This is a genomic window from Exiguobacterium aurantiacum DSM 6208 (assembly GCF_000702585.1).
Classification (GTDB): domain Bacteria; phylum Bacillota; class Bacilli; order Exiguobacteriales; family Exiguobacteriaceae; genus Exiguobacterium; species Exiguobacterium aurantiacum.
Genome location: NZ_JNIQ01000001.1, coordinates 2,079,265 through 2,097,663, shown reverse-complemented (window position 1 = coordinate 2,097,663; position 18,399 = coordinate 2,079,265). Strand labels below are relative to the sequence as shown.

Below are 18,399 nucleotides of genomic sequence, written 5' to 3'. Positions count from 1 at the left end.
GATGACAACGGGGTCGGTTTCAGTGGTTCCACGGATGGTCGCTCCATTCGCGGCGCTTTTTCGTGATCGGTACTTTTTTGAATCCCCAGTTGCGGAAATCCTGGTCCGGACTTTCTTTACGAATGTAAATCTTGTCCTTGATTGCTTTAAAGATGCGGTTTTCATCCCCATAATGGACGAACCGTGGTTTGACTTCGATCACGCCGCGACGTACGCGCGAGAGCGGTAGACAGACGAGGTCTGCGATTTCTAGACCAGACTGATACATCGTGTTTTGCTTTTCAGAGAAGATGAACCCTTTGATTTTTTGTCGGCTCTTTTCGACATCGAGGTGGACCGTTCCTGAATTAAAAATGTCAAAGAATGCCTTTTGAATGAGTAGATTCTGATAATCGTCACGCGATTCGAGGACGACTCGGGCGCTGACCGCTTCCGTCTCTTCAAGAAATGCGTAAAACGACTTCATCAAGTGAGCGAATGCGACGACGTAAGGGTCTTTCGGCGTGGAATAGAAGTCATGCAGCTTCTGCTTATCGACTTCGACGCTGATGATCGTGCAATTGATGTCACGCAGAAAGTCCGGTAGTTTGTTCCAAAAATCGCGGAGCATGTCAATCGTGATGCCGTCTTCTTTTCCGTACGGGTGCTCAGCCTTTAAAATCTCTTTCAAATGGAGCGGGATGTTCTCGGTTTTGAAAACATCACGTTTGAACGCGTACAGGCGGCGTTTCAATTCGCAAGGCATGCCGGCCTCGTCCGCGTCAATGGCGTACTTGTATTCCATGAGAACGCCCGTCAAATTGAATTGTGTGTTTCCTTTAGGTGTCCCAGTCTCGTCGACGAACATGACGTACTTCTTTTGTGTTTCCATCGTACCCCTCCAACACAGCTACATCTCATTGATGTCAAGCTTCGCTCTTTTTCTGTCTCGTTTAAAACTTTCATCAATCGGGTTTACGCCAATCGTAAAATGGCTAATTAGTAGAAGACTTATTGTAGAAAAACATTCACTGACACGGTGACAAGCTTGTGTCAATTTGAATACACAATACACTACATACTAGTTTAACACACAAGAGTTTGGTACGATATGCATTGCGGAAAATCCACGACAGAGTCGAACGACAGAACTCGACAATCAGACCTTAGACGGAAGGAACGAGTGGGCCGACCTGCTAAAATGAGATGTAGGGGTGACAACATTGTTCCACTATCCAAACGGAAAGAAAGCGACATCGTCCAATCGGATACCGAGCCGACCCGAGACCCCGACGTATGCGAATCGGGGAATGAACTTGGAGACGCTTCTCAACGAGACGAACGAGTATTATCGGTTGCACGGCAAAGCCGTCATCCATAAAAAACCGACGCCGCTACAAATCGTCAAAGTCGATTATCCGAAGCGAAGCGCCGCCAAAGTGACGGAGGCTTACTTCAAGCAAGCCTCGACGACCGATTATAACGGGGTGTACCGAGGGAAGTATATCGACTTCGAGGCGAAAGAGACGAACAATAAAACGTCTTTCCCGCTCGGCAACTTTCATGACCACCAAATCACACACATGCGTGATTGTATGAAACATGGAGGGGTTTGCTTTGTCATCATCCGGTTTAGCCGCTATAATACGCAATATGTGTTATCGGCAGACCAGTTGTTAGACTGGTGGGAACAACGCGAGACGGGACGGAAATCAATCCCGCTCAGCTATATCGAACAACATGGAATGGAAGTCCCAACCCGGGCCTTGCCTGCCGTCGACTACTTGGCGGTGCTTGAGGCGTGGCTCGATTGAATAGAAGGAGTGAAACGTGAATGGAACGAAGTCGGGTGGCACGTCGACAAGACACGACGACCAATAAACAGAAGAACACGACGAAAAAGTCGAAACCTAAAACGAAGAAGCCGATTTGGCGCCGCATTCTTTTAATCGCAACATTACTATTCATTATCGGCGTCGTCGCCGCGGGCGCTTATTCAGCCTACGCAATCGCGACCGCACCGCCGCTTGACGAAGAGAAATTGGTGAAGACGTACCCGATCCAATTGATCTCATCGAACGGGGAACCGCTCGAGAGCGGTCAAGTGCGCGAATACGTGTCGATCAACGACATTTCAGAAGTGATGCAACAAGCGGTCGTATCCATTGAAGACCGTCGTTTCTATGAACATAATGGGATTGATATTCGCCGCATCGGAGGCGCCGTCATCGCCAACTTGACAGGCGGGTTCGGGGCCGAAGGTGGCTCGACGATCACGCAACAGCTCATCAAGCAATCGATGCTCTCGAGTGAGAAGAGTCTGAAACGTAAAATCCAAGAACAATGGCTCGCCATCAAACTTGAACGTGAATATTCAAAAGAACAGATTCTTGAGATGTATTTAAACATTAACTACTACGGTTCAGGCGGTTACGGGGTGCAATCGGCCTCGAAAGCTTACTTCAACAAACCTGTATCGGAAGTGAACTATCAAGAAGCGGCGATCCTCGCGGGTCTGCCGCAACGCCCGAGTGCGTATGATCCGATCAGCGGTGACCAAGAACTCACGCGCTATCGTCAAGAGCAAGTGCTCGCCGCGATGAAGCGTGACGGTCACATCACGGAAGAACAATACAACGAAGCGCTCAACGTCGAGATCGCGGACGTCATCTCGCCGGCCCCACAGACGGACGGCGAGTCGTACACGCGTGCGATTTACGCCCGCGTCCAAGCCGAGCTCGAAGAAGACTACGGCCTCGAACAGGCAGACATTTACGGGGCAGGGCTCAAAGTCTATACGTCAATCGATAAAGACTTGCATACGAAGTTCAACAACGACATCAAATCGAACAACGTCGATTTCATGAACGTCGAAAACGTCTTCCCGGAAGACCTGCGGATGGGGGCGACCGTTCTCAACACGAAGACGGGAGAAATCGTCGCCTTGATCGACAGCCAACAAGCGGAGCAAGGCGAAAAGAACTATCGCGACTTCTCACGCGAGAAGCGTCAAATCGGATCGACGGCGAAGCCGTTCTTCGACTACGGCCCTGGGATTGAGAACGGGCAATGGTCAACGGGTAAAGTATTAAAAGACGCACCGTTCAAAGATGAAGATTACAATCCAGTGAACTACTATGAAGGTTATCGTGGAAATAACACGATGCGTTACTTCTTGACCGTGTCAGCGAACACGCCGGCCTTGCGTGCCTTCTATGAAGTGCGTGACGAGTTCGGACAAGACGCGATCAAATCGTTCGTCGAGAACGTCGGTATTGAGCCATCGATGTCAGGCGACGAGATGAACGCCTCGAACGCGCTCGGTGCGGCCGAAGCGAGCACGTCGCAGATGGCAGCCGCTTACGCCGCCCTTGGCACGAACGGCATGTACACGAAGCCGCACTTGATTCAAAAAATCGAGTTCAACGACGGCTCGACGATCAACTCGCCGGTGAAAGCGAAGCAGGCGATGGAAGACTATACGGCGTACATGTTGACCGACATGCTCCGTGACGTCGTCAGCGCATCGAACGGGACGTATCAGCCAGGTGCTTTCCCGTACGACGTCGCCGGTAAGACGGGGACGACGAACAACGATATGGACAAATGGTTCGCCGGCTATACGACCGACTACTCGATCGCCGTTTGGACCGGACGTTCGAACGAGACGTCTGATACGGTAATGAAACCGAACTACGCCCAGTTCTACTTCGAGTATATGATGCAAGAAGTGACGAACGCGAACGGTCGCCCGGCAGCGTTCCAGCAACCAGACTCGGTGCTCTCACTCGGGAACGAGCTGTACGTCAAAGGGACAAAACCGAAAGATTTAGAACCGGACAAACTCCCGGCACCGACCGGCGCATCGATCAACTACGATATCCCGGCGGACCGCGGAACGTTGACATGGTCATATAACAAAGAAGCGGTGCAAGCGGACGGCTATCGGGACCTCTCGTTCACCGTGACGGAGAAGCGTCCGGACGGCAGTGAACGCGTCGTCGCTACGACGTCGGACACGAGTGTCGACATCTCGGGTCTAACGAACGGGACGACAACGTTCACGATCGTCGCGACGGCGACGAACCCACTCGTCGGCGAACAACAGTCGAGCCCGCTTCAGACACAGTATACGGTTCAACGAAACCAAGAACCGGCTGAAGAAGAAGAGGAGCCAGAGACTGAACAACCGGCTGAAGAGCCGGCCGAAGAAGAACAGTCGAACGAAAACAACGGCAATAACGGTAACAACAACAACAATGGAAACGGCAATAACGATGAAACGGACTCGGAAGAGACGACGGAAGAGCCAGCGACGGAAGAAACGCCGCCGGCTGAAGAAGAGTCTGGGACCGACCTTGAGCGTCAGTCCAACTCGGAATCGTCTGAGTCAAACGAGAGCCGTGGAAACGGGAATAGCGACCGTGGAAACGGGAACGCCGACCGAAACAATGAATAACGACCGACAGGGTGATTTCGATCGCCCTGTTTTTCGTTGTCGTTTGCTATAATGGTAAGAAAGCGAATAGGATGGTGACAAATGGTACAACTCTCTCTTAAACGTAAGATGAAAGTGTTATTTGTAATCGATCGGCTGCAAGATGATGATCTTGGTCTTCCGCTACACGGCATTAACGGCTTGAAGATGGGACGCAACCTATTGGGCGATTCGATTCCGTTCGGCAAACTGCTTCATGATCAAGCTGTCGCCGAAGCAGCGGGCCATCCTCATTTGAAACGAATCGGCGTCGAGACGATGTTTCTCGGTGACGAATCATTTTATGCTGAACTGTTACGCGGGAAGCGTCAAGCGCTCTCCGCGCGAGAAGATTATTATAAAACGGTGCAACGCTACACGAAACATTTACAGGCGGTCCATTCGAAATGTACGAAGCTACATACGATCGTCTTATTCGGCCGAACGACACATCTGTTATATGCGGATGCGATCGAGCGGCTCGAAGCAGAGAACGAACATGTAGCGGCCGCCTTCAAATCGATGCACGTCCTCCGCCTTCCAGCCATCCATCGGCTCGTACGCGACGAACGGATCGAACAGGTGAAGGAGATCGTGGAGCGGCTTGCACCTTCGAAATCGTAAAAAAGAAGGTGAACTTATGCGTAAAAAGCGTTCCGTCGAAGAAATGATTCACACGTTGAAGACCGACCCGAGCTTCTCAAGCCACGTCACTCATTGGCACACGGTCGACGCGCATCCGGCGAGATATGCCGACATCCCGTCGAGCGTCCCGGCCGACCTTGTCCGTGTCTTGAACGAGCGGGGCATCCGACAGCTTTACACCCATCAGGCCGAGGCGATCGAGCAGACGGCACGCGGCAACTCGACCGTGATCGTTACCCCGACGGCTTCCGGGAAGACGCTCTGTTATAACCTTCCCGTCTTGTCCAAGATGATTGAACAACCGAACGCGCGGGCACTTTATCTTTACCCGACCAAAGCGCTCGCCCAAGATCAAAACACTGATCTCATGTCGATGGTCGAGGCGCTCGAAGGAGATTTGCGCTGTTTTACGTATGACGGGGATACGTCTCCAGCCGCCCGGACAAAAGTTCGAGACGCTGGCAATATCGTCATCACGAATCCTGACATGCTCCACTCTGGCATACTGCCGCATCATACGAAGTGGATTCGTTTATTCGAGAATTTAGAGTATATCGTCGTCGATGAGCTGCATACGTACCGCGGAGTGTTCGGAAGTCACGTCGCCAACGTCTTCCGTCGTTTAAAACGAATATGCGCCTACTATGGGAGTCATCCGAAATGGATCATGACATCGGCGACGATCGCCAATCCGGTCGAACTCGCCGAGCTGTTGACGGAAGAAGACGTCGTGCTCGTCGACAATAACGGTGCGCCGCAAGGGAAGAAGCATCTCATCTTCTACAACCCGCCCGTCGTCAATGAGGCGCTCGGAATTCGCCGGAGCGCCACGCTCGAGACGAAACGCATCGCTTCCAAGCTCGTCGAGGCTGACATCCAGACGATCGTTTTCGCCCGCTCGCGCGTTCGGGTCGAAGTGTTGTTGACGTATTTACAGGAACTGACCCGACGTGAACTTGGCCCGAAATCAATCGTCGGTTACCGCGGCGGGTATTTGCCATCAGAGCGGCGAGAAATCGAACGTCGTCTTCGTGACGGAGAGATCAAGGCGGTCGTCTCGACGAACGCGCTCGAACTCGGTGTCGATATCGGGCAACTGCAGGCGTGCGTCTTGAACGGATACCCGGGCACGGTGGCGTCACTTTGGCAGCAAGCCGGCCGGGCCGGGCGCCGGAACTCTGAAGCGCTCGTCATCTTTGTCGCCTCGTCCTCGTCACTCGACCAACTCGTCGTCGACCAACCAGATCTCATCTTGGACCGGTCGCCCGAGGCGGCGAGACTTGACCCGAACAACTTGATCATTCTCGTCGATCACATAAAATGTGCCGCCTTCGAATTGCCGTTTCATAAAGGTGAACGGTTCGGCACGGTGGAGACGGAAGACGTCCTTGAGTTCTTGACGGACGCTCACGTCTTACACGAACGGGCCGATAAGTATTATTGGATGACCGATTCATTCCCGGCTCATGAGATCTCGCTCCGGACGAGCGATCAGGAAAACGTCGTCATCGTTGATCAGACGGCTAAACACGAGGTCATCGGTGAGATGGACACGTTCAGCGCAATGACGCTGTTGCATGACGAGGCCATCTATTTGCACGGCGCTGAACAATATCAAGTTGAAAAACTTGATTTTGAGGAAAAGAAAGCGTACGTCCGGCAAGTCGATGTCGATTATTATACGGACGCGAATTTGGCGGTCGAGCTGAAAGTGCTAGAAGAGAACAAGTCGGATGGCGTCAAGACGTTCGGTGAAGTGTCGGTCATCGCGATGGCGACGCTGTTCAAAAAGATCAAGTTCGGCACGCATGAGAACATCGGATCGGGTCCGATCCATTTGCCGGAACGCGAGCTTCATACGACGGCGACGTGGTTCACCCTCGACGAACGGTTCGCTTACTCCGAGGCCGACATGGAAGATCAGCTCGAGGCGGTCAGTGATTTGTTGCGCCGCCTTGCCCCGCTCTATCTTATGTGTGACAGTCACGACTTATTCACGACGCTTCAGATGAAAGCGACCCATACGAATAAACCGACCGTCTTTCTCTACGACCGTTACCCGGGTGGTATCGGTTTAAGTGAGGCGCTCTATCGGGACGCCTCGACCATCTTAGATGCCGCGATTCGAACTGTCGAGGATTGTCCGTGTGTGAGCGGTTGTCCTCGCTGTGTCGGTATGGTCGGCTATGGCGACTTTAAACAGCAGGTCATCAATCAGTTGCACGCCTTGAAAGGAACGATATGAAAGCAAAATTAGCACGACTTATAAAAACGAATGAACCGAAACAAGTGACCGTATCACCCGATGAGGTCGAACAAGAGAAGTGGAAGGCGTTAGGCGGTGAGATTTTGACGTTCGAGCGCGAGTGGTGTGTCCGCCTGAAAGAAGTGTATCCGCTCGAGACGTCGTATCATGACTTCACGTACGCCGCGGCAAAACAAGCGCTATCCGTGGCGAACCATCCGTTTTTCGCTGTCGACGTCCCAGCCCGGCAAGTGCTGTTCATGGACACCGAGACGACCGGCCTTCGTGGGTCCGGAACGTCCATCTTTTTGATTGGCTTCGCGCGGGTACAGCATGACCATCTTGAAATGGTGCAGTACGTCTTGCCCCATCCGGCGTTCGAGACGGCGTTTTATTATCATTTTCTGAACGATATCGGGGACGAGGTCCGTTTTGTGACGTACAACGGAAAGTCGTTTGATTGGCCGCAAATCAAGACGCGCCACACGTTCGTGAAATCGAAAGTGAAGGCACTCCCCGCTGTTGGACACGTCGACTTGTTGCATGCGTCGAGACGTCTGTTGAAACCGACGCTCGAATCGGTATCGCTCAAAGCGGTCGAGGCCCATTTCGGACATGAGCGGACAGATGACTTGCCTGGATTCTTGGCACCGATGCATTATTTTCAGTACGTCAAAGACCGGGAACCCGAGATTTTACGACCGGTCATCGAGCACCACCATGCCGATTGCTTGAGCCTCGTCTCCCTCTACACGAGACTCACCCATCTCGTCGAAGGGGAGGGGATGTCGTTCGGAGAGGAGCGTGCGCATTGGTTGAACGATCTCGGCAACGAAGCAGCCGCTCTGCAAACGTATGAACGGCTCGAGAATCCGTCGAAACGAGCCCGTCTCCGTCAAGCGATGTTGTTGAAGCGAAATGGTCGCATCGAGGAAGCGTTACCGATCTTTGAACAAATCGGGACGATTGAGGCGTTGACTGAACTCGCCAAGCATGCGGAACATCGGCAAAAAGACATTCCCCGCGCCATCCGCTTTACAAAACAGGCGCTCGAGTTGGCTGAACAGCGTCGGACCGTCTTAAAGCAGACCGCCTTTAAAGAACAACGCGAATTGAAGCATCGTCTGGCACGATTAGAAAGGAAGAGTCTATGAAAGTCGTTGCAATCACCGGTTACCGTCCGCACGAGCTCGGCATCTTCAAAGCCGATCATCCTGGAATCGAAATCATTCAAGAAGCGTATCGTCGCAAAATCCTCGAGGCGATCGAACTTGGAGGCGAATGGTTCATTTTTAGTGGTACGAACGGTTGTGAATTGTGGGCCGGACAAGTATTGTTAGAGTTAAGAGAAACATACCCCATCAAGATTGCGGTGTTCCCGCCATTTTTGGAAATGGAGGAACGCTATAAACCGTACGAACAAGAGTTGTATATCCAACTTCAGCTCGAGGCCGACTTCTTTGAGCCTTTGACGCAGCGTCCGTACGAAGACCCGAGCCAACTTCGGGCAAAAACCGCGTTCTTTTTGGATAAAGCAGCAGGACTCATTACGCTCTATGACGAAGAGACGGGAGGAAGCCCCCGTTTTCTCGTCGAAGGGGCGAAACGGAAACATCAAATGGAGTTATTCATGATTACACCTGAGGACTTACGGGTCATCGAAGAAGAAAAACAATGGGAACAACAATGGGAGTGAAGATGATGCAAACGGAATTAACAGCAGAAGCTATCTATAAACAAGAATTCAAAACCGCCCTCCGTGGCTATTCACAAGAAGAAGTTGACCAGTTTTTAGATGTCGTCATCCGCGACTATGAGAAGATGGCAAAAGAAATCGAGCGGCTACAGCAAGAGAACGATTCTTTGCGACGCGGTGCAACGGATCAGCCTGAGCCGGTGAAACAAGTGCAACCGGTCGCTTCGAACTATGATATGTTACGACGTATCTCAAATCTAGAAAAAGCCGTCTTTGGCAAACAGGTCGGACCGAGCGAATAACGAGAGGGGGTGGATGGGATGTTGCAAGTGTTGACGGCCGTTCCGAAAGAACCGGTGAAACGACAGACAAAAGGGCTGTTCCGTACGAAAGTGGAAGTGGTGGACCCGCCAAAATCATACACGGATGAGATTGTAGAGATCGTTCGACATACGTGTCGATTCGATTGGATGATGATTGAACATGTGGAGATTGCCTCGACTTTGTTCGATTATGTACTCGTCGGCCCGAAAGGTGTATTTTTGGTTCGAATCAATCGGACGACAGCGGCCGTTCACATCTCGAATCGGGAGTGTCGCCTTGAGACATCACTCGGTTGGAAAACCATTCATCCGCATCCGGTCACGGAACTCGAGTCGGTGACGAAGCAAGTGCGTAACCGGTTGAAGAAAGAATGCGGACAGGCCGTACCGGTCACCTCGTTCCTAATTTTCCCTGAGACGAGTCGATTGAAAGTCGAACGCGTCCGGGCCAACTGTGCGTCGTCATTTGAGATAATCGATGATGTCATCTCCCGCACGAAGCTCGAACTGCTGACAGAGCCGATCATCAAGCAAGTCGCTTATTACTGCTCGGAGCGTCAGTTACATAAATAAGAAAAGGTGCCACACGGCACCTTTTCAGATTGTTGACTAACAGAATGTTTTCGCTCATCCTCTTGGTGCCTCCGCTTTCCTAGGGGCGAGCAGGGAGCCGCATCGCGACGTTGTCGCTGTTGGGTCTCCCTCCGCTCGCTGATCCCTCAGGAGTCTCCGGCGCCGTCGGATGAGCGCCGCGAGAGGCCGCCCCTGGGTGGCCTCTCGTCTTTTTCTGAGGCCTCGACGGCCGATAGAAAAAGCCCCCGATGCGGGCTAAAATCTCGAGAAGCGGGAACTGGTATGTATGGATCGTCACCGCCTCCGAACAGGAAGGGGAATCATCATGTACCGAGCCCATATCGCCAAACGCCATGAACCAATCCGCACCGACGCCTCGCTGGACCAACTGGTCCCGAAAGACCACCTCGTCCGCAAACTCGACCGCCACATCGACTTCTCCATCGTCCACCGGCTATGCGCGCCGCTGTATTCAAACACCGGACAGCCCGGCATCGACCCCGAGATCCTCATCAAGATCATCCTGCTCGGCCCGCTGTTCAACATCCGTTCCGTGCGACAGACCATCAAGGAAATCGAGACGAACCTCGCGTACCGTTGGTTCCTCGGGCTCGGGATGGACGAGAAAATTCCCGACCATTCGACGATCAGCCAGGCCTATCGACGCCGGTTCGCCGGCACGGACGTCTTTCGACAAATCTTTGAGGACATCGTGGGCCAGGCCGAAGCCCACGGCTTCATTTCAGGGCGCATCCTGATCACCGACTCGACCCACATCCGAGCCAACGCGAACAAGAAGAAGTTCGACAAGGTCGAGGTCGAGCAGGTCGTCGGCGATGTCGAGGAAGAGCTTCTCGGCCGGGTGAACGAGGAACGGGCCAAACGAGGAAAAAAGCACTGAAGCCCGCGCGACAGAAGAGGAAGCGTCGACTCGTCAAGGTGAGCCGGACCGACCCTGACGCGGGCTATATGTACCGTGACCAGAAGCCGGAAGGCTTTTTCTGGCTGGTGCACCGGACGGTCGACGCCAAGCACAACCTCATCGTCGATGTGCATGTCACGCCCGGGAACGTGTCGGACAGCACCGTCTATCTTGACCGTCTCGACTATATCCTCAACCGTTTCGCCTATCCGCTCGAGGCGGTCGCGCTCGATGCCGGTTACTACACGACCGAGATCGCGAAGGCACTCGTCGAGCGCGGCGTTTTCGGCGTCATCGCCTGGCGGCGGTTCGGTGGGAAGAAGGGGATGATTCGAAAGACGCGGTTCACCTACCTGCCGGACGTGGACGCCTATCTGTGTCCGGCGAAACAGCACCTCACCTATAAGACGACCGACCGTCACGGCTATCACCAGTACGCGTCCGATCCTGCCATCTGTCAGAACTGCCCGCTCCTCGAGAAGTGCACGTCAAGCCGATCGCATCGGCGCGTCATCAACCGCCACATCGATGAGTCCTACCGCGAAGCGGTGAGTGAGAACCGTCTGTCCGCATCGGGCAAGCACCTCTACCGTCTCCGGCCACAGACGGTGGAGCGCTCGTTCGCCGACGGGAAGGAGCTCCACGGTCTCCGCTTCACGTTCTACCGGGGGAAAGAGGCGGTGGACCGCGCCAATCTGGTGGCAGCGACCGCACAAAACATGAAGAAGCTGGCCAACCTGTTGGCCGAAAACGACCGTCTACATAGCATTTTTTCAATTTTATGTCGGGCAGAGCGCCTCGAGCTCGTTGAACACAAAAAAAAGACGAACCCATTCGCCAGAAGCGAATGGGTTCGTCAACAGCCTGAAAAGGTGCCACACGGCACCTTTTCTTATTTTAATAGTTCTCTGGCCGCGGCCTCATCTTTACGATGGACAAACAGGGCGACACGGTCATCTAAGTTTTTTGCGAGCGGACGAAACAGTCGTCCGGTCGGCAATCCTTGCTCGACCCGGCATTCAATGCCTTTCTCAATCAAATACGCATAATCTTCAAGCAGCGACTCGCCTTGTTTACCGAACGCTTCGCCAAAACGAACCCAGCGGACGTTTCGAATCGTTCGAATCGTCACGAGGATGACGAATAGCGCACCGAGCGCAAGGATCATCACCGTTTTTAAATCATTCCATACAATATCCACATCGTTCCACCCCTTCTTTACATAATTTTATCGATGTGGACAGTTGAAAGCAACCGACTTCGCCCGTTATACTCAAAAGGAAGAGGAGGATGACTGTGAAAACGTCTATTCAATCACGCCGTGAGGCCGTGAAACTACTTGAAAGTGAGCATGTGCTCTACATCCGGATCCATAACGGGCAGACGGGGATGATCCGGTCGACCGCTGAAGGAATCATCGTCGCCATCCCGAACAGCGAGACGAACAAGATCGACTTCCGAAAACTTGAAGACATCGAGGCGTTCGAGGCGTTCTATGATTTGACGCTCTCCTCGCCAGGCATCTTGTATTACAACAAAGAAACGCTCGACTCTAAATGAGAGTCGGGCGTTTTGTCGTCTACGCGTATGGCAACCATTCACGCATCGTGTCGCGGAACGGGGCGACCCGCAAATGTCGTTGCTTATGGAGTAAATAGCCGTCTGGACGGATGACGAGCACACCGCGTCGCATGAAGAGCGATTTGGCGAGTTCGTTGCCTTGATCAAAGAACGGACGGCTCGTCTTCGATAACGTAATAATTTGAAAGTATGCTTGATGGGTATTTAAATAATCATAAAGCTCGGTCGAGTCACGGGCGCCGTCGTCGAGGACGAGCACTTGGAAGCGGCCGTCAGCGACTTCCGATATCTTTTGGCGCATGCCATCGTCGGTACGAATCATTTCAATCTCCGGGAATATCTTTCCTTCGGCGACACGTTGGAACGGGACACGCGAATGAGACGGGTAGGACAAGTGGAGCTGAGCGATTCGCTCGGTGATTTTTTGGTTGATCAAATTGACACGGGTGAAGACGTCGGCTCCGAGCGCTTGAAACGGTAATAAAACCGGCAGCGTCGTCTGGAGTACCTCGGTCGCCACGTTCGTCGTTTGAAGCACATTCCTGGCGACGTGCTCACGCTCATCACGATATGTCGCGACGACACGGAACGGGGCGCCGGCTTTGAGATGGAGCCAAAGCTTCCAGCCAAGATTGAACGAGTCGGCGATGCCCGTGTTCATGCCTTGTCCACCGACCGGTGAGTTGATGTGGGCGGCATCTCCCATTAAGATGACGCGGTTATGGATGAACGCATCGACCATCCGATTGTGGACGCGGAATAGCGAGAACCACTCGACTTCATCGATGTCGACAGGCATGTGACTGCGTTGCTCGACGAGTTCGCGCAATCTTGATTCGCTGAACGCCTCGTCGTTGGCGAGGTTACCGGTAATCCGAATCGTATCGTCGGTCAGCGGGAATACTTCTAGTACGCCGCGGTCCGAGAAGAAGATATGCACTTCTTCGCGTGAGATGTTCCATCTTGCCTTCATATCGGCGAGCACCCACGACTCTTTGAACGATTTACCGCTGAACGGTAGGGCGAGCATGCGTCGAATCGAACTGTTGGCCCCATCAGCCGCGACGACGTATTTCGCTTCGACCGTCCGGGTGCGCGAGGAATCCGATTCAAGGTGGGCCAGGACACGTGACGGATAATGGGTCAAGGACATGAGCGATTCACCGCGTTTCACTTCATGTCCGTGAGCGTTGAGGGCGCGCTCGAGAATCGCTTCCGTCTCGTTTTGCCGGAGCAGCGTCACGAACGGGTACGGGGTGACGAGACGAGAAAACTCGAGTTTGGCTGTCCATTGCCCCGAAAAATATAAATTTCCTTTTTCAATCGTCCGGGCCCGGTCGAGTACTTCTTTAGCGACGTCAAGCCGGGAAAAGACTTCAATCGTCCGTGGCTGAATCCCGATCGCGCGTGAGTTGTTTGATGGTGTCGTCTTGCGATCGATGATTTCAAACGATATGCCGTATCGGGCGAGCGTCAGGGCGAGGGTGAGCCCCGTCGGTCCGGCACCGACAATCAATACGTCAACTTGTTGGTCCACATCTACCATCTCCTATCGTTAATATTGATATTTCCGTCATCGGCCACGTTTAAACGAGGAGACAACGGTGGAAGTGTAGAAAAGAAGAACAGTGAGGTGAAACGAATGAAATATTCGTCAATCAATGAAGCAGAGCTTCGCAACAGCTTTTCCATGGAAGAGAACTACGAGCAGTCCGCTGCCGTGTTGATCCCGTTGATCGAGCGGGAAGGGGTCTGGCACGTCATCTTCGAAGTACGGGCCCATACGATGCGACGTCAGCCAGGGGAGATTGCTTTTCCCGGGGGACGACTCGATCCTGGAGAGACGCCGGTCGAGGCGGCAGTGCGGGAGACGAGTGAGGAGCTCGAGATGAAGATTGGTGAAATCGAAGTCATCGGTCGACTGCAACCACTCGCCACCCCGCATCGTCAACTCATCTATCCGTTCGTCGGCATCATCCCGACTTTGCCGGACGTGCACATGACGGAAGAAGTCGATCATTTGTTCACCGTACCGGTCGATACGTTACTCTACTTGGACCCGTTCCACGGTGAGATGGAGTGGACGATGAACCCGGCGCAAAATATACCATTCGATCGCATGGCGAACGCTAAAGCGTACGAAAAACGGGTAATTAAAATGAGAGAACCTTTTTATGAACATGGAGACTACATTATTTGGGGATTGACTGGAAAAATATTGTCACAATTCATTAAACACATAAAAGAAAACGTATTCAAACCGATATAATTTCGTTATAATGATAGAAACAAATTTAAGATTGGAAGTGAATGGGTGTGTCTGTAGAATTCGCTGTGGGTGATATCGTCAAGTCTACTCGTGAAGGATGGGTCGCTGAAGTGACTGCCGTATTGACGAATACGGTCATCGGAGACGTTTCCATAATGGAAGAATTTCAACAACTCGGTCTCGAGTTTGAGAAACAAGTTTTACTAAAAACAGAATTGGAACTAATCGAACGCGCCAGCTGACCTTTTTTTAGAAAGGGATGATTCAGGTGTCCATTGACAAAAAAGTACGTGAATGGAAAGAGGCGGGTTTGCTAGACGAAGTGACGGGTCAACGGCTCGTCGACTACGAACATGAGCGATTGGCGGTGCGTGAGAAACGCGAACACAAACCGCCGATTCTCGTGATTATCGGGTCGATTCTGCTCGCTCTCAGTCTGTTTAGTTTCGTCGCCGCGAATTGGCAAGCGATTCCGGACCTGCTTAAAGTATCGATTTTCCTTATCTTTATGGTAGCCATGTATGTGACAGCAGAACAACTTCAAACACGGGCTCCGCGTTACGTGACGCTGTTTCGTGTGCTCGGCATCGTATTTTTCGTCGCCACGATGATTGTCATCTTCACCACTTATAACTTATCCTCGCAAATCCCGCTCTTATTTTGGCTCATGTTCGCTGTGGCCGTCCTGCATAAACTGATCTATCAACATCCGATTTTTACGTTCATCACCGCTTTGGCCGCGTTTTTAGCGAATACGAATAGTTTTCAAGGGGTCGGGCTGACATTGATCATCCTCGGTTTTGCGATCACATGGGTGTGGTTTCATTATGTGGACAATGAGATTGACCGAATCTTCGCCTGGTTCAGTTTTTATGGGCTTTTGATCACGGTCGGTCAATATGCCAATTACGAAGGCCGATTTTGGCCGATTTGGGCGCTCGTCATCCTTCACGTGCTGTTTCTCGTCTATCGTGAACGGGCCCAGTGGAATTACTTGTACTTGTTCGTCGCGGCTGTCCTGTCCATCGGTTATTTGATTAATGCGACGGAAGGATGGTTGTCACAACGCCAACCGTCCGTGCTCGAAGCGACAGCCTTGTCCGCTATCCTCGTCGGGGTGTATTTGTTGCATCGACGTCCGGAATTAGTGTGGGTGAGTTTGCTCGCTGTCGTCCCATTCTCGTTGTTCGAAGATAGTGGCATCTTGCTCGCCATCTTTTTAGAAGTGGTGGCGCTCGGCTATCTCGTCTGGCAAGACCACAATCGAAAACCGATCGTGCTTGCGTTCATTTATTTCTTGCTCGTTCAAATGACGATTTACTTCATCTATGTGTGGGACCGTCTCGACATCTCGCTCTTCTTCTTGATTGGTGCGCTCATCGTATTCGCGTTGTCGCTTGCATTGTGGTGGCGTAGCCGGACGAGAGGAGATGTACGGACATGAAACGCATGACACCTTGGCTGTTGCCGATTGTTCAAGTGCTTATTGCCGTCGGTTTCGTTTTACTCGTATATGCCGTGACGTGGTTTGGACAAACTTACACGTTCAAGGCAACCTCTTACGAGCCATACGATCCGTTTTTCAGTGATTCGATTTATTTGGAGTATGAGTCGTTCAAAGGACGACAAGACGTCGACCCCGGAACGGTGTACGTCACGTTCAAGACCGATGAAGATGGATTTGCGACCGTCGACCGGGTCAGTTCTCGTCCGTTCTTTGGCGGGACGCGGGCGAACTATTTCGATCGACAAGTGTATGTCGACGACTTGAGTTCATACAGGGTCCCGGAGAGCGAAGTCGAAAATATTCGAGGCAAGAAAGAATTTGAAGTCGATGTCGATGTAGCCCCGTGGGGAATGGTGCGGGCTCACGAATTGCGTCCGATTGATGCCGAATAAGTTTGACAAACAGATTACAGATTCGTTACACGACATGTTGTAACGGGTCTGTAATTTTTTTCGCAAAGAGCACTGCCGCAACGTTTTTATTAAATATTACAATCTGTAACCGGATTGACGGTCATATGTCAGAAATATTTCACTTCAAGCGAACAGCTACTTTAAGCCGTTCTATTATGGTAAATTAACACCTGTTCGTTACATAACGCGAAAGGTGCTAACCTACTATGAAGCAACTCATTAAATATATGTTGACCGTCTTGTTTGCCATTGCCGGTGCTCTCGTCGTCACGACGACCGCTGACGCCGCCCAAATCGGAATCGGGACGGAACAAAAAATTGTCCAAAATCCACTAGAATTAGAACGACAGGCAATCGAACTGGCGGCGGAACAAAAACGTCTCGCTGAACAGGAACGTCTTGCCGAAGAGAAACGGATTGCGGAAGCGAAACGCCTTGCCGAAGAAACAGCGCGACAAGAAGCCGAGCGGAAAGCTGAAGCAGAAGCAAAACGCCTCGCCGAACTCGAAGCTAAGCGCAAGGCAGAAGAAGCCGAAGCCGCACGTCTCGCCGACGAGCAGGCTCAAGGAGCGGAACGACGTGCCGAAGAGGCTCCGGTCGCTCAGCCGATGGCGACGAAATCGACAGGACGGGTCATTCAAGTCGAGTCAACAGCTTATACGAACGATGCGGCCGATAACGGTACGTATGGCGGACGAGTCTTGACTGCGACCGGGCATGACGTGACAGACTCGATCTTCTACAACGGGATGCGAATCATTGCCGTTGACCCGACCATCATCCCGCTCGGTTCGAAAGTCCATCTCGAGGGGATTGGTGATGCGATCGCGCTCGATACAGGCGGACGCATTAAAGGAAACATCGTCGATTTGCTCGTCGATACGAAACAAGAGGCCATTCAATGGGGCCGACGCCATATTCAAGTAACTGTCTACTGACCAAGGTTCTTCCGAGAGGGAGAACCTTTTGTTGTTTAATAAAGTCAAAAATCGGGCAAATTATTATTTGACTTTCCATTATGGAATGCGCCGAGGAGGGATTGTGTTGATAGAATTTCAAAACGTTTCCAAGCGTTACGACGACGGGACGTTGGCCGTCAAAGAGTTGACGTTGACGGTCCAAAAAGGGGAAATCTTCGTATTGATCGGACCGTCCGGGTGCGGGAAGACGACGACGATGAAAATGGTCAATCGCCTCATCGATCACACGGACGGGAAAATTTTAATTGATGGACGTGAGATTTATCAGTTTGATATTTATGAGCTTCGTCGCAACATCGGTTATGTGTTGCAACAAATTGCCTTATTCCCTCATTTAACAGTCGAAGAGAATATTTCGGTCGTGCCGGAATTATTGAAGTGGCCGAAGCAAAAGACGAAAGATCGCGTGACCGAACTGATGGAAATTGCCGGGCTCGACCCAGTGCTCCGTCAAAAGAAACCGACGGAATTGTCCGGTGGTCAACAGCAACGCGTCGGGGTATTACGCGCGCTTGCCGCCGACCCGGAAGTCATCTTGATGGATGAACCGTTCTCAGCGCTCGACCCGATCAGTCGCGGTCAATTACAAGATGACGTGAAACGATTGAACGACGAGCTTGGAAAAACGATTCTGTTCGTCACCCATGATATTGAGGAGGCGATGAAGCTCGGCGATCGCATCGCCCTCATGCGAGACGGTAAGCTCGTCGTCGTCGGGACGCCTTCAGAGATTCGGGCGAGTGATGACCCGTTCGTCCTTGAATTCACACAACGCGGAAGAGGTGAGGT

At 52.1% G+C, this 18,399-nt stretch carries 16 protein-coding genes and 2 pseudogenes; 16 read left to right on the top strand and 2 right to left on the bottom strand.

Annotated elements, in window-relative coordinates; genetic code table 11:
* Positions 1–19: 19 nt before the first annotated feature.
* Positions 20–871, bottom strand: a complete 852-nt coding sequence (locus P398_RS0111100; RefSeq protein ID WP_051151328.1) for a DUF3800 domain-containing protein — start codon at positions 869–871, stop codon at positions 20–22.
* Positions 872–1,193: 322 nt separating this feature from the next.
* Here P398_RS0111100 and recU point away from each other — a divergent pair, with 322 nt between their 5' ends.
* The 10 genes and pseudogenes from recU (at position 1,194) to P398_RS0111050 (ending at position 12,420) form a co-directional block, all read left to right on the top strand.
* Positions 1,194–1,793, top strand: coding sequence for a Holliday junction resolvase RecU (recU, locus tag P398_RS0111095; RefSeq protein ID WP_029335283.1), 600 nt, complete (start codon positions 1,194–1,196; stop codon positions 1,791–1,793).
* 20 nt (positions 1,794–1,813) lie between these two features.
* Positions 1,814–4,438, top strand: a complete 2,625-nt coding sequence (locus P398_RS0111090; protein ID WP_029335282.1) for a transglycosylase domain-containing protein — start codon at positions 1,814–1,816, stop codon at positions 4,436–4,438.
* A gap of 81 nt (positions 4,439–4,519) precedes the next feature.
* Complete coding sequence (locus P398_RS0111085; protein WP_024370213.1) at positions 4,520–5,080, top strand: hypothetical protein; 561 nt, start codon at positions 4,520–4,522, stop codon at positions 5,078–5,080.
* Between the two features lie 16 nt (positions 5,081–5,096).
* Complete coding sequence (locus P398_RS0111080) at positions 5,097–7,346, top strand: DEAD/DEAH box helicase (RefSeq protein WP_029335279.1); 2,250 nt, start codon at positions 5,097–5,099, stop codon at positions 7,344–7,346.
* Positions 7,343–8,500, top strand: a complete 1,158-nt coding sequence (locus P398_RS0111075; RefSeq protein WP_029335276.1) for a ribonuclease H-like domain-containing protein — start codon at positions 7,343–7,345, stop codon at positions 8,498–8,500. The genes P398_RS0111080 and P398_RS0111075 overlap by 4 nt, the downstream gene beginning before the upstream one ends.
* Positions 8,497–9,042 carry an SLOG family protein gene (locus P398_RS0111070; RefSeq protein WP_029335275.1) on the top strand — a complete coding sequence of 182 codons (546 nt, stop codon included), beginning with the start codon at positions 8,497–8,499 and terminating at the stop codon, positions 9,040–9,042. Before P398_RS0111075 ends, P398_RS0111070 begins: the two co-directional genes overlap by 4 nt.
* A 5-nt stretch (positions 9,043–9,047) precedes the next feature.
* Positions 9,048–9,344 (top strand): cell division regulator GpsB, encoded by a 297-nt coding sequence (gene gpsB / locus P398_RS0111065; protein ID WP_228617751.1) that lies wholly within the window; start codon positions 9,048–9,050, stop codon positions 9,342–9,344.
* A gap of 18 nt (positions 9,345–9,362) precedes the next feature.
* A complete protein-coding gene (locus P398_RS0111060) occupies positions 9,363–9,938 on the top strand; it encodes an NERD domain-containing protein (RefSeq protein WP_024370218.1) in 576 nt (191 codons plus the stop codon).
* A gap of 325 nt (positions 9,939–10,263) precedes the next feature.
* Positions 10,264–11,603: pseudogene (locus tag P398_RS16155) on the top strand (IS1182 family transposase); the annotation flags it as partial.
* 553 nt (positions 11,604–12,156) lie between these two features.
* A complete protein-coding gene (locus tag P398_RS0111050; RefSeq protein WP_024370220.1) occupies positions 12,157–12,420 on the top strand; it encodes a hypothetical protein in 264 nt (87 codons plus the stop codon).
* Positions 12,421–12,439: 19 nt separating this feature from the next.
* Here P398_RS0111050 and P398_RS0111045 read toward each other — a convergent pair whose 3' ends face one another.
* Entirely contained in the window at positions 12,440–13,987 is a 1,548-nt protein-coding gene (locus P398_RS0111045; protein ID WP_029335273.1) for an FAD-dependent monooxygenase, read from the bottom strand.
* Between the two features lie 96 nt (positions 13,988–14,083).
* Between P398_RS0111045 and P398_RS0111040 the strand changes: the two genes are divergently transcribed.
* The 6 genes and pseudogenes from P398_RS0111040 to P398_RS0111015 form a co-directional block, all read left to right on the top strand.
* Positions 14,084–14,710 carry an NUDIX hydrolase gene (locus P398_RS0111040; protein ID WP_024370222.1) on the top strand — a complete coding sequence of 209 codons (627 nt, stop codon included), beginning with the start codon at positions 14,084–14,086 and terminating at the stop codon, positions 14,708–14,710.
* 65 nt (positions 14,711–14,775) lie between these two features.
* Positions 14,776–14,952 carry a DUF2187 family protein gene (locus tag P398_RS0111035; RefSeq protein ID WP_232819504.1) on the top strand — a complete coding sequence of 59 codons (177 nt, stop codon included), beginning with the start codon at positions 14,776–14,778 and terminating at the stop codon, positions 14,950–14,952.
* A 17-nt stretch (positions 14,953–14,969) separates the two neighbouring features.
* Complete coding sequence (locus tag P398_RS0111030) at positions 14,970–16,154, top strand: DUF2157 domain-containing protein (RefSeq protein WP_024370224.1); 1,185 nt, start codon at positions 14,970–14,972, stop codon at positions 16,152–16,154.
* Positions 16,151–16,609, top strand: a complete 459-nt coding sequence (locus P398_RS0111025; protein WP_029335272.1) for a GDYXXLXY domain-containing protein — start codon at positions 16,151–16,153, stop codon at positions 16,607–16,609. Before P398_RS0111030 ends, P398_RS0111025 begins: the two co-directional genes overlap by 4 nt.
* A gap of 227 nt (positions 16,610–16,836) precedes the next feature.
* On the top strand, positions 16,837–17,568 hold the full coding sequence (locus P398_RS0111020) for a 3D domain-containing protein (RefSeq protein WP_081828302.1): 732 nt from the start codon (positions 16,837–16,839) through the stop codon (positions 17,566–17,568).
* A gap of 106 nt (positions 17,569–17,674) precedes the next feature.
* Positions 17,675–18,391: pseudogene (locus P398_RS0111015) on the top strand (ABC transporter ATP-binding protein); the annotation flags it as partial.
* Positions 18,392–18,399 lie beyond the last annotated feature (8 nt).

Excerpts from the sequence above, each read along its gene's own strand:
- P398_RS0111040 (WP_024370222.1), top strand. The coding sequence starts at position 14,084 with ATGAAATATTCGTCAATCAATGAAGCAGAGCTTCGCAACAGCTTTTCC.
- P398_RS0111025 (WP_029335272.1), top strand. The coding sequence starts at position 16,151 with ATGAAACGCATGACACCTTGGCTGTTGCCGATTGTTCAAGTGCTTATT.
- P398_RS0111090 (WP_029335282.1), top strand. The coding sequence starts at position 1,814 with ATGGAACGAAGTCGGGTGGCACGTCGACAAGACACGACGACCAATAAA.
- gpsB (WP_228617751.1), top strand. The coding sequence starts at position 9,048 with ATGCAAACGGAATTAACAGCAGAAGCTATCTATAAACAAGAATTCAAA.
- P398_RS0111045 (WP_029335273.1), bottom strand. The coding sequence starts at position 13,987 with ATGGTAGATGTGGACCAACAAGTTGACGTATTGATTGTCGGTGCCGGA.
- P398_RS0111080 (WP_029335279.1), top strand. The coding sequence starts at position 5,097 with ATGCGTAAAAAGCGTTCCGTCGAAGAAATGATTCACACGTTGAAGACC.
- P398_RS0111075 (WP_029335276.1), top strand. The coding sequence starts at position 7,343 with ATGAAAGCAAAATTAGCACGACTTATAAAAACGAATGAACCGAAACAA.
- P398_RS0111020 (WP_081828302.1), top strand. The coding sequence starts at position 16,837 with ATGAAGCAACTCATTAAATATATGTTGACCGTCTTGTTTGCCATTGCC.
- P398_RS0111070 (WP_029335275.1), top strand. The coding sequence starts at position 8,497 with ATGAAAGTCGTTGCAATCACCGGTTACCGTCCGCACGAGCTCGGCATC.
- P398_RS0111060 (WP_024370218.1), top strand. The coding sequence starts at position 9,363 with ATGTTGCAAGTGTTGACGGCCGTTCCGAAAGAACCGGTGAAACGACAG.
- P398_RS0111085 (WP_024370213.1), top strand. The coding sequence starts at position 4,520 with ATGGTACAACTCTCTCTTAAACGTAAGATGAAAGTGTTATTTGTAATC.
- P398_RS0111100 (WP_051151328.1), bottom strand. The coding sequence starts at position 871 with ATGGAAACACAAAAGAAGTACGTCATGTTCGTCGACGAGACTGGGACA.
- P398_RS0111030 (WP_024370224.1), top strand. The coding sequence starts at position 14,970 with ATGATTCAGGTGTCCATTGACAAAAAAGTACGTGAATGGAAAGAGGCG.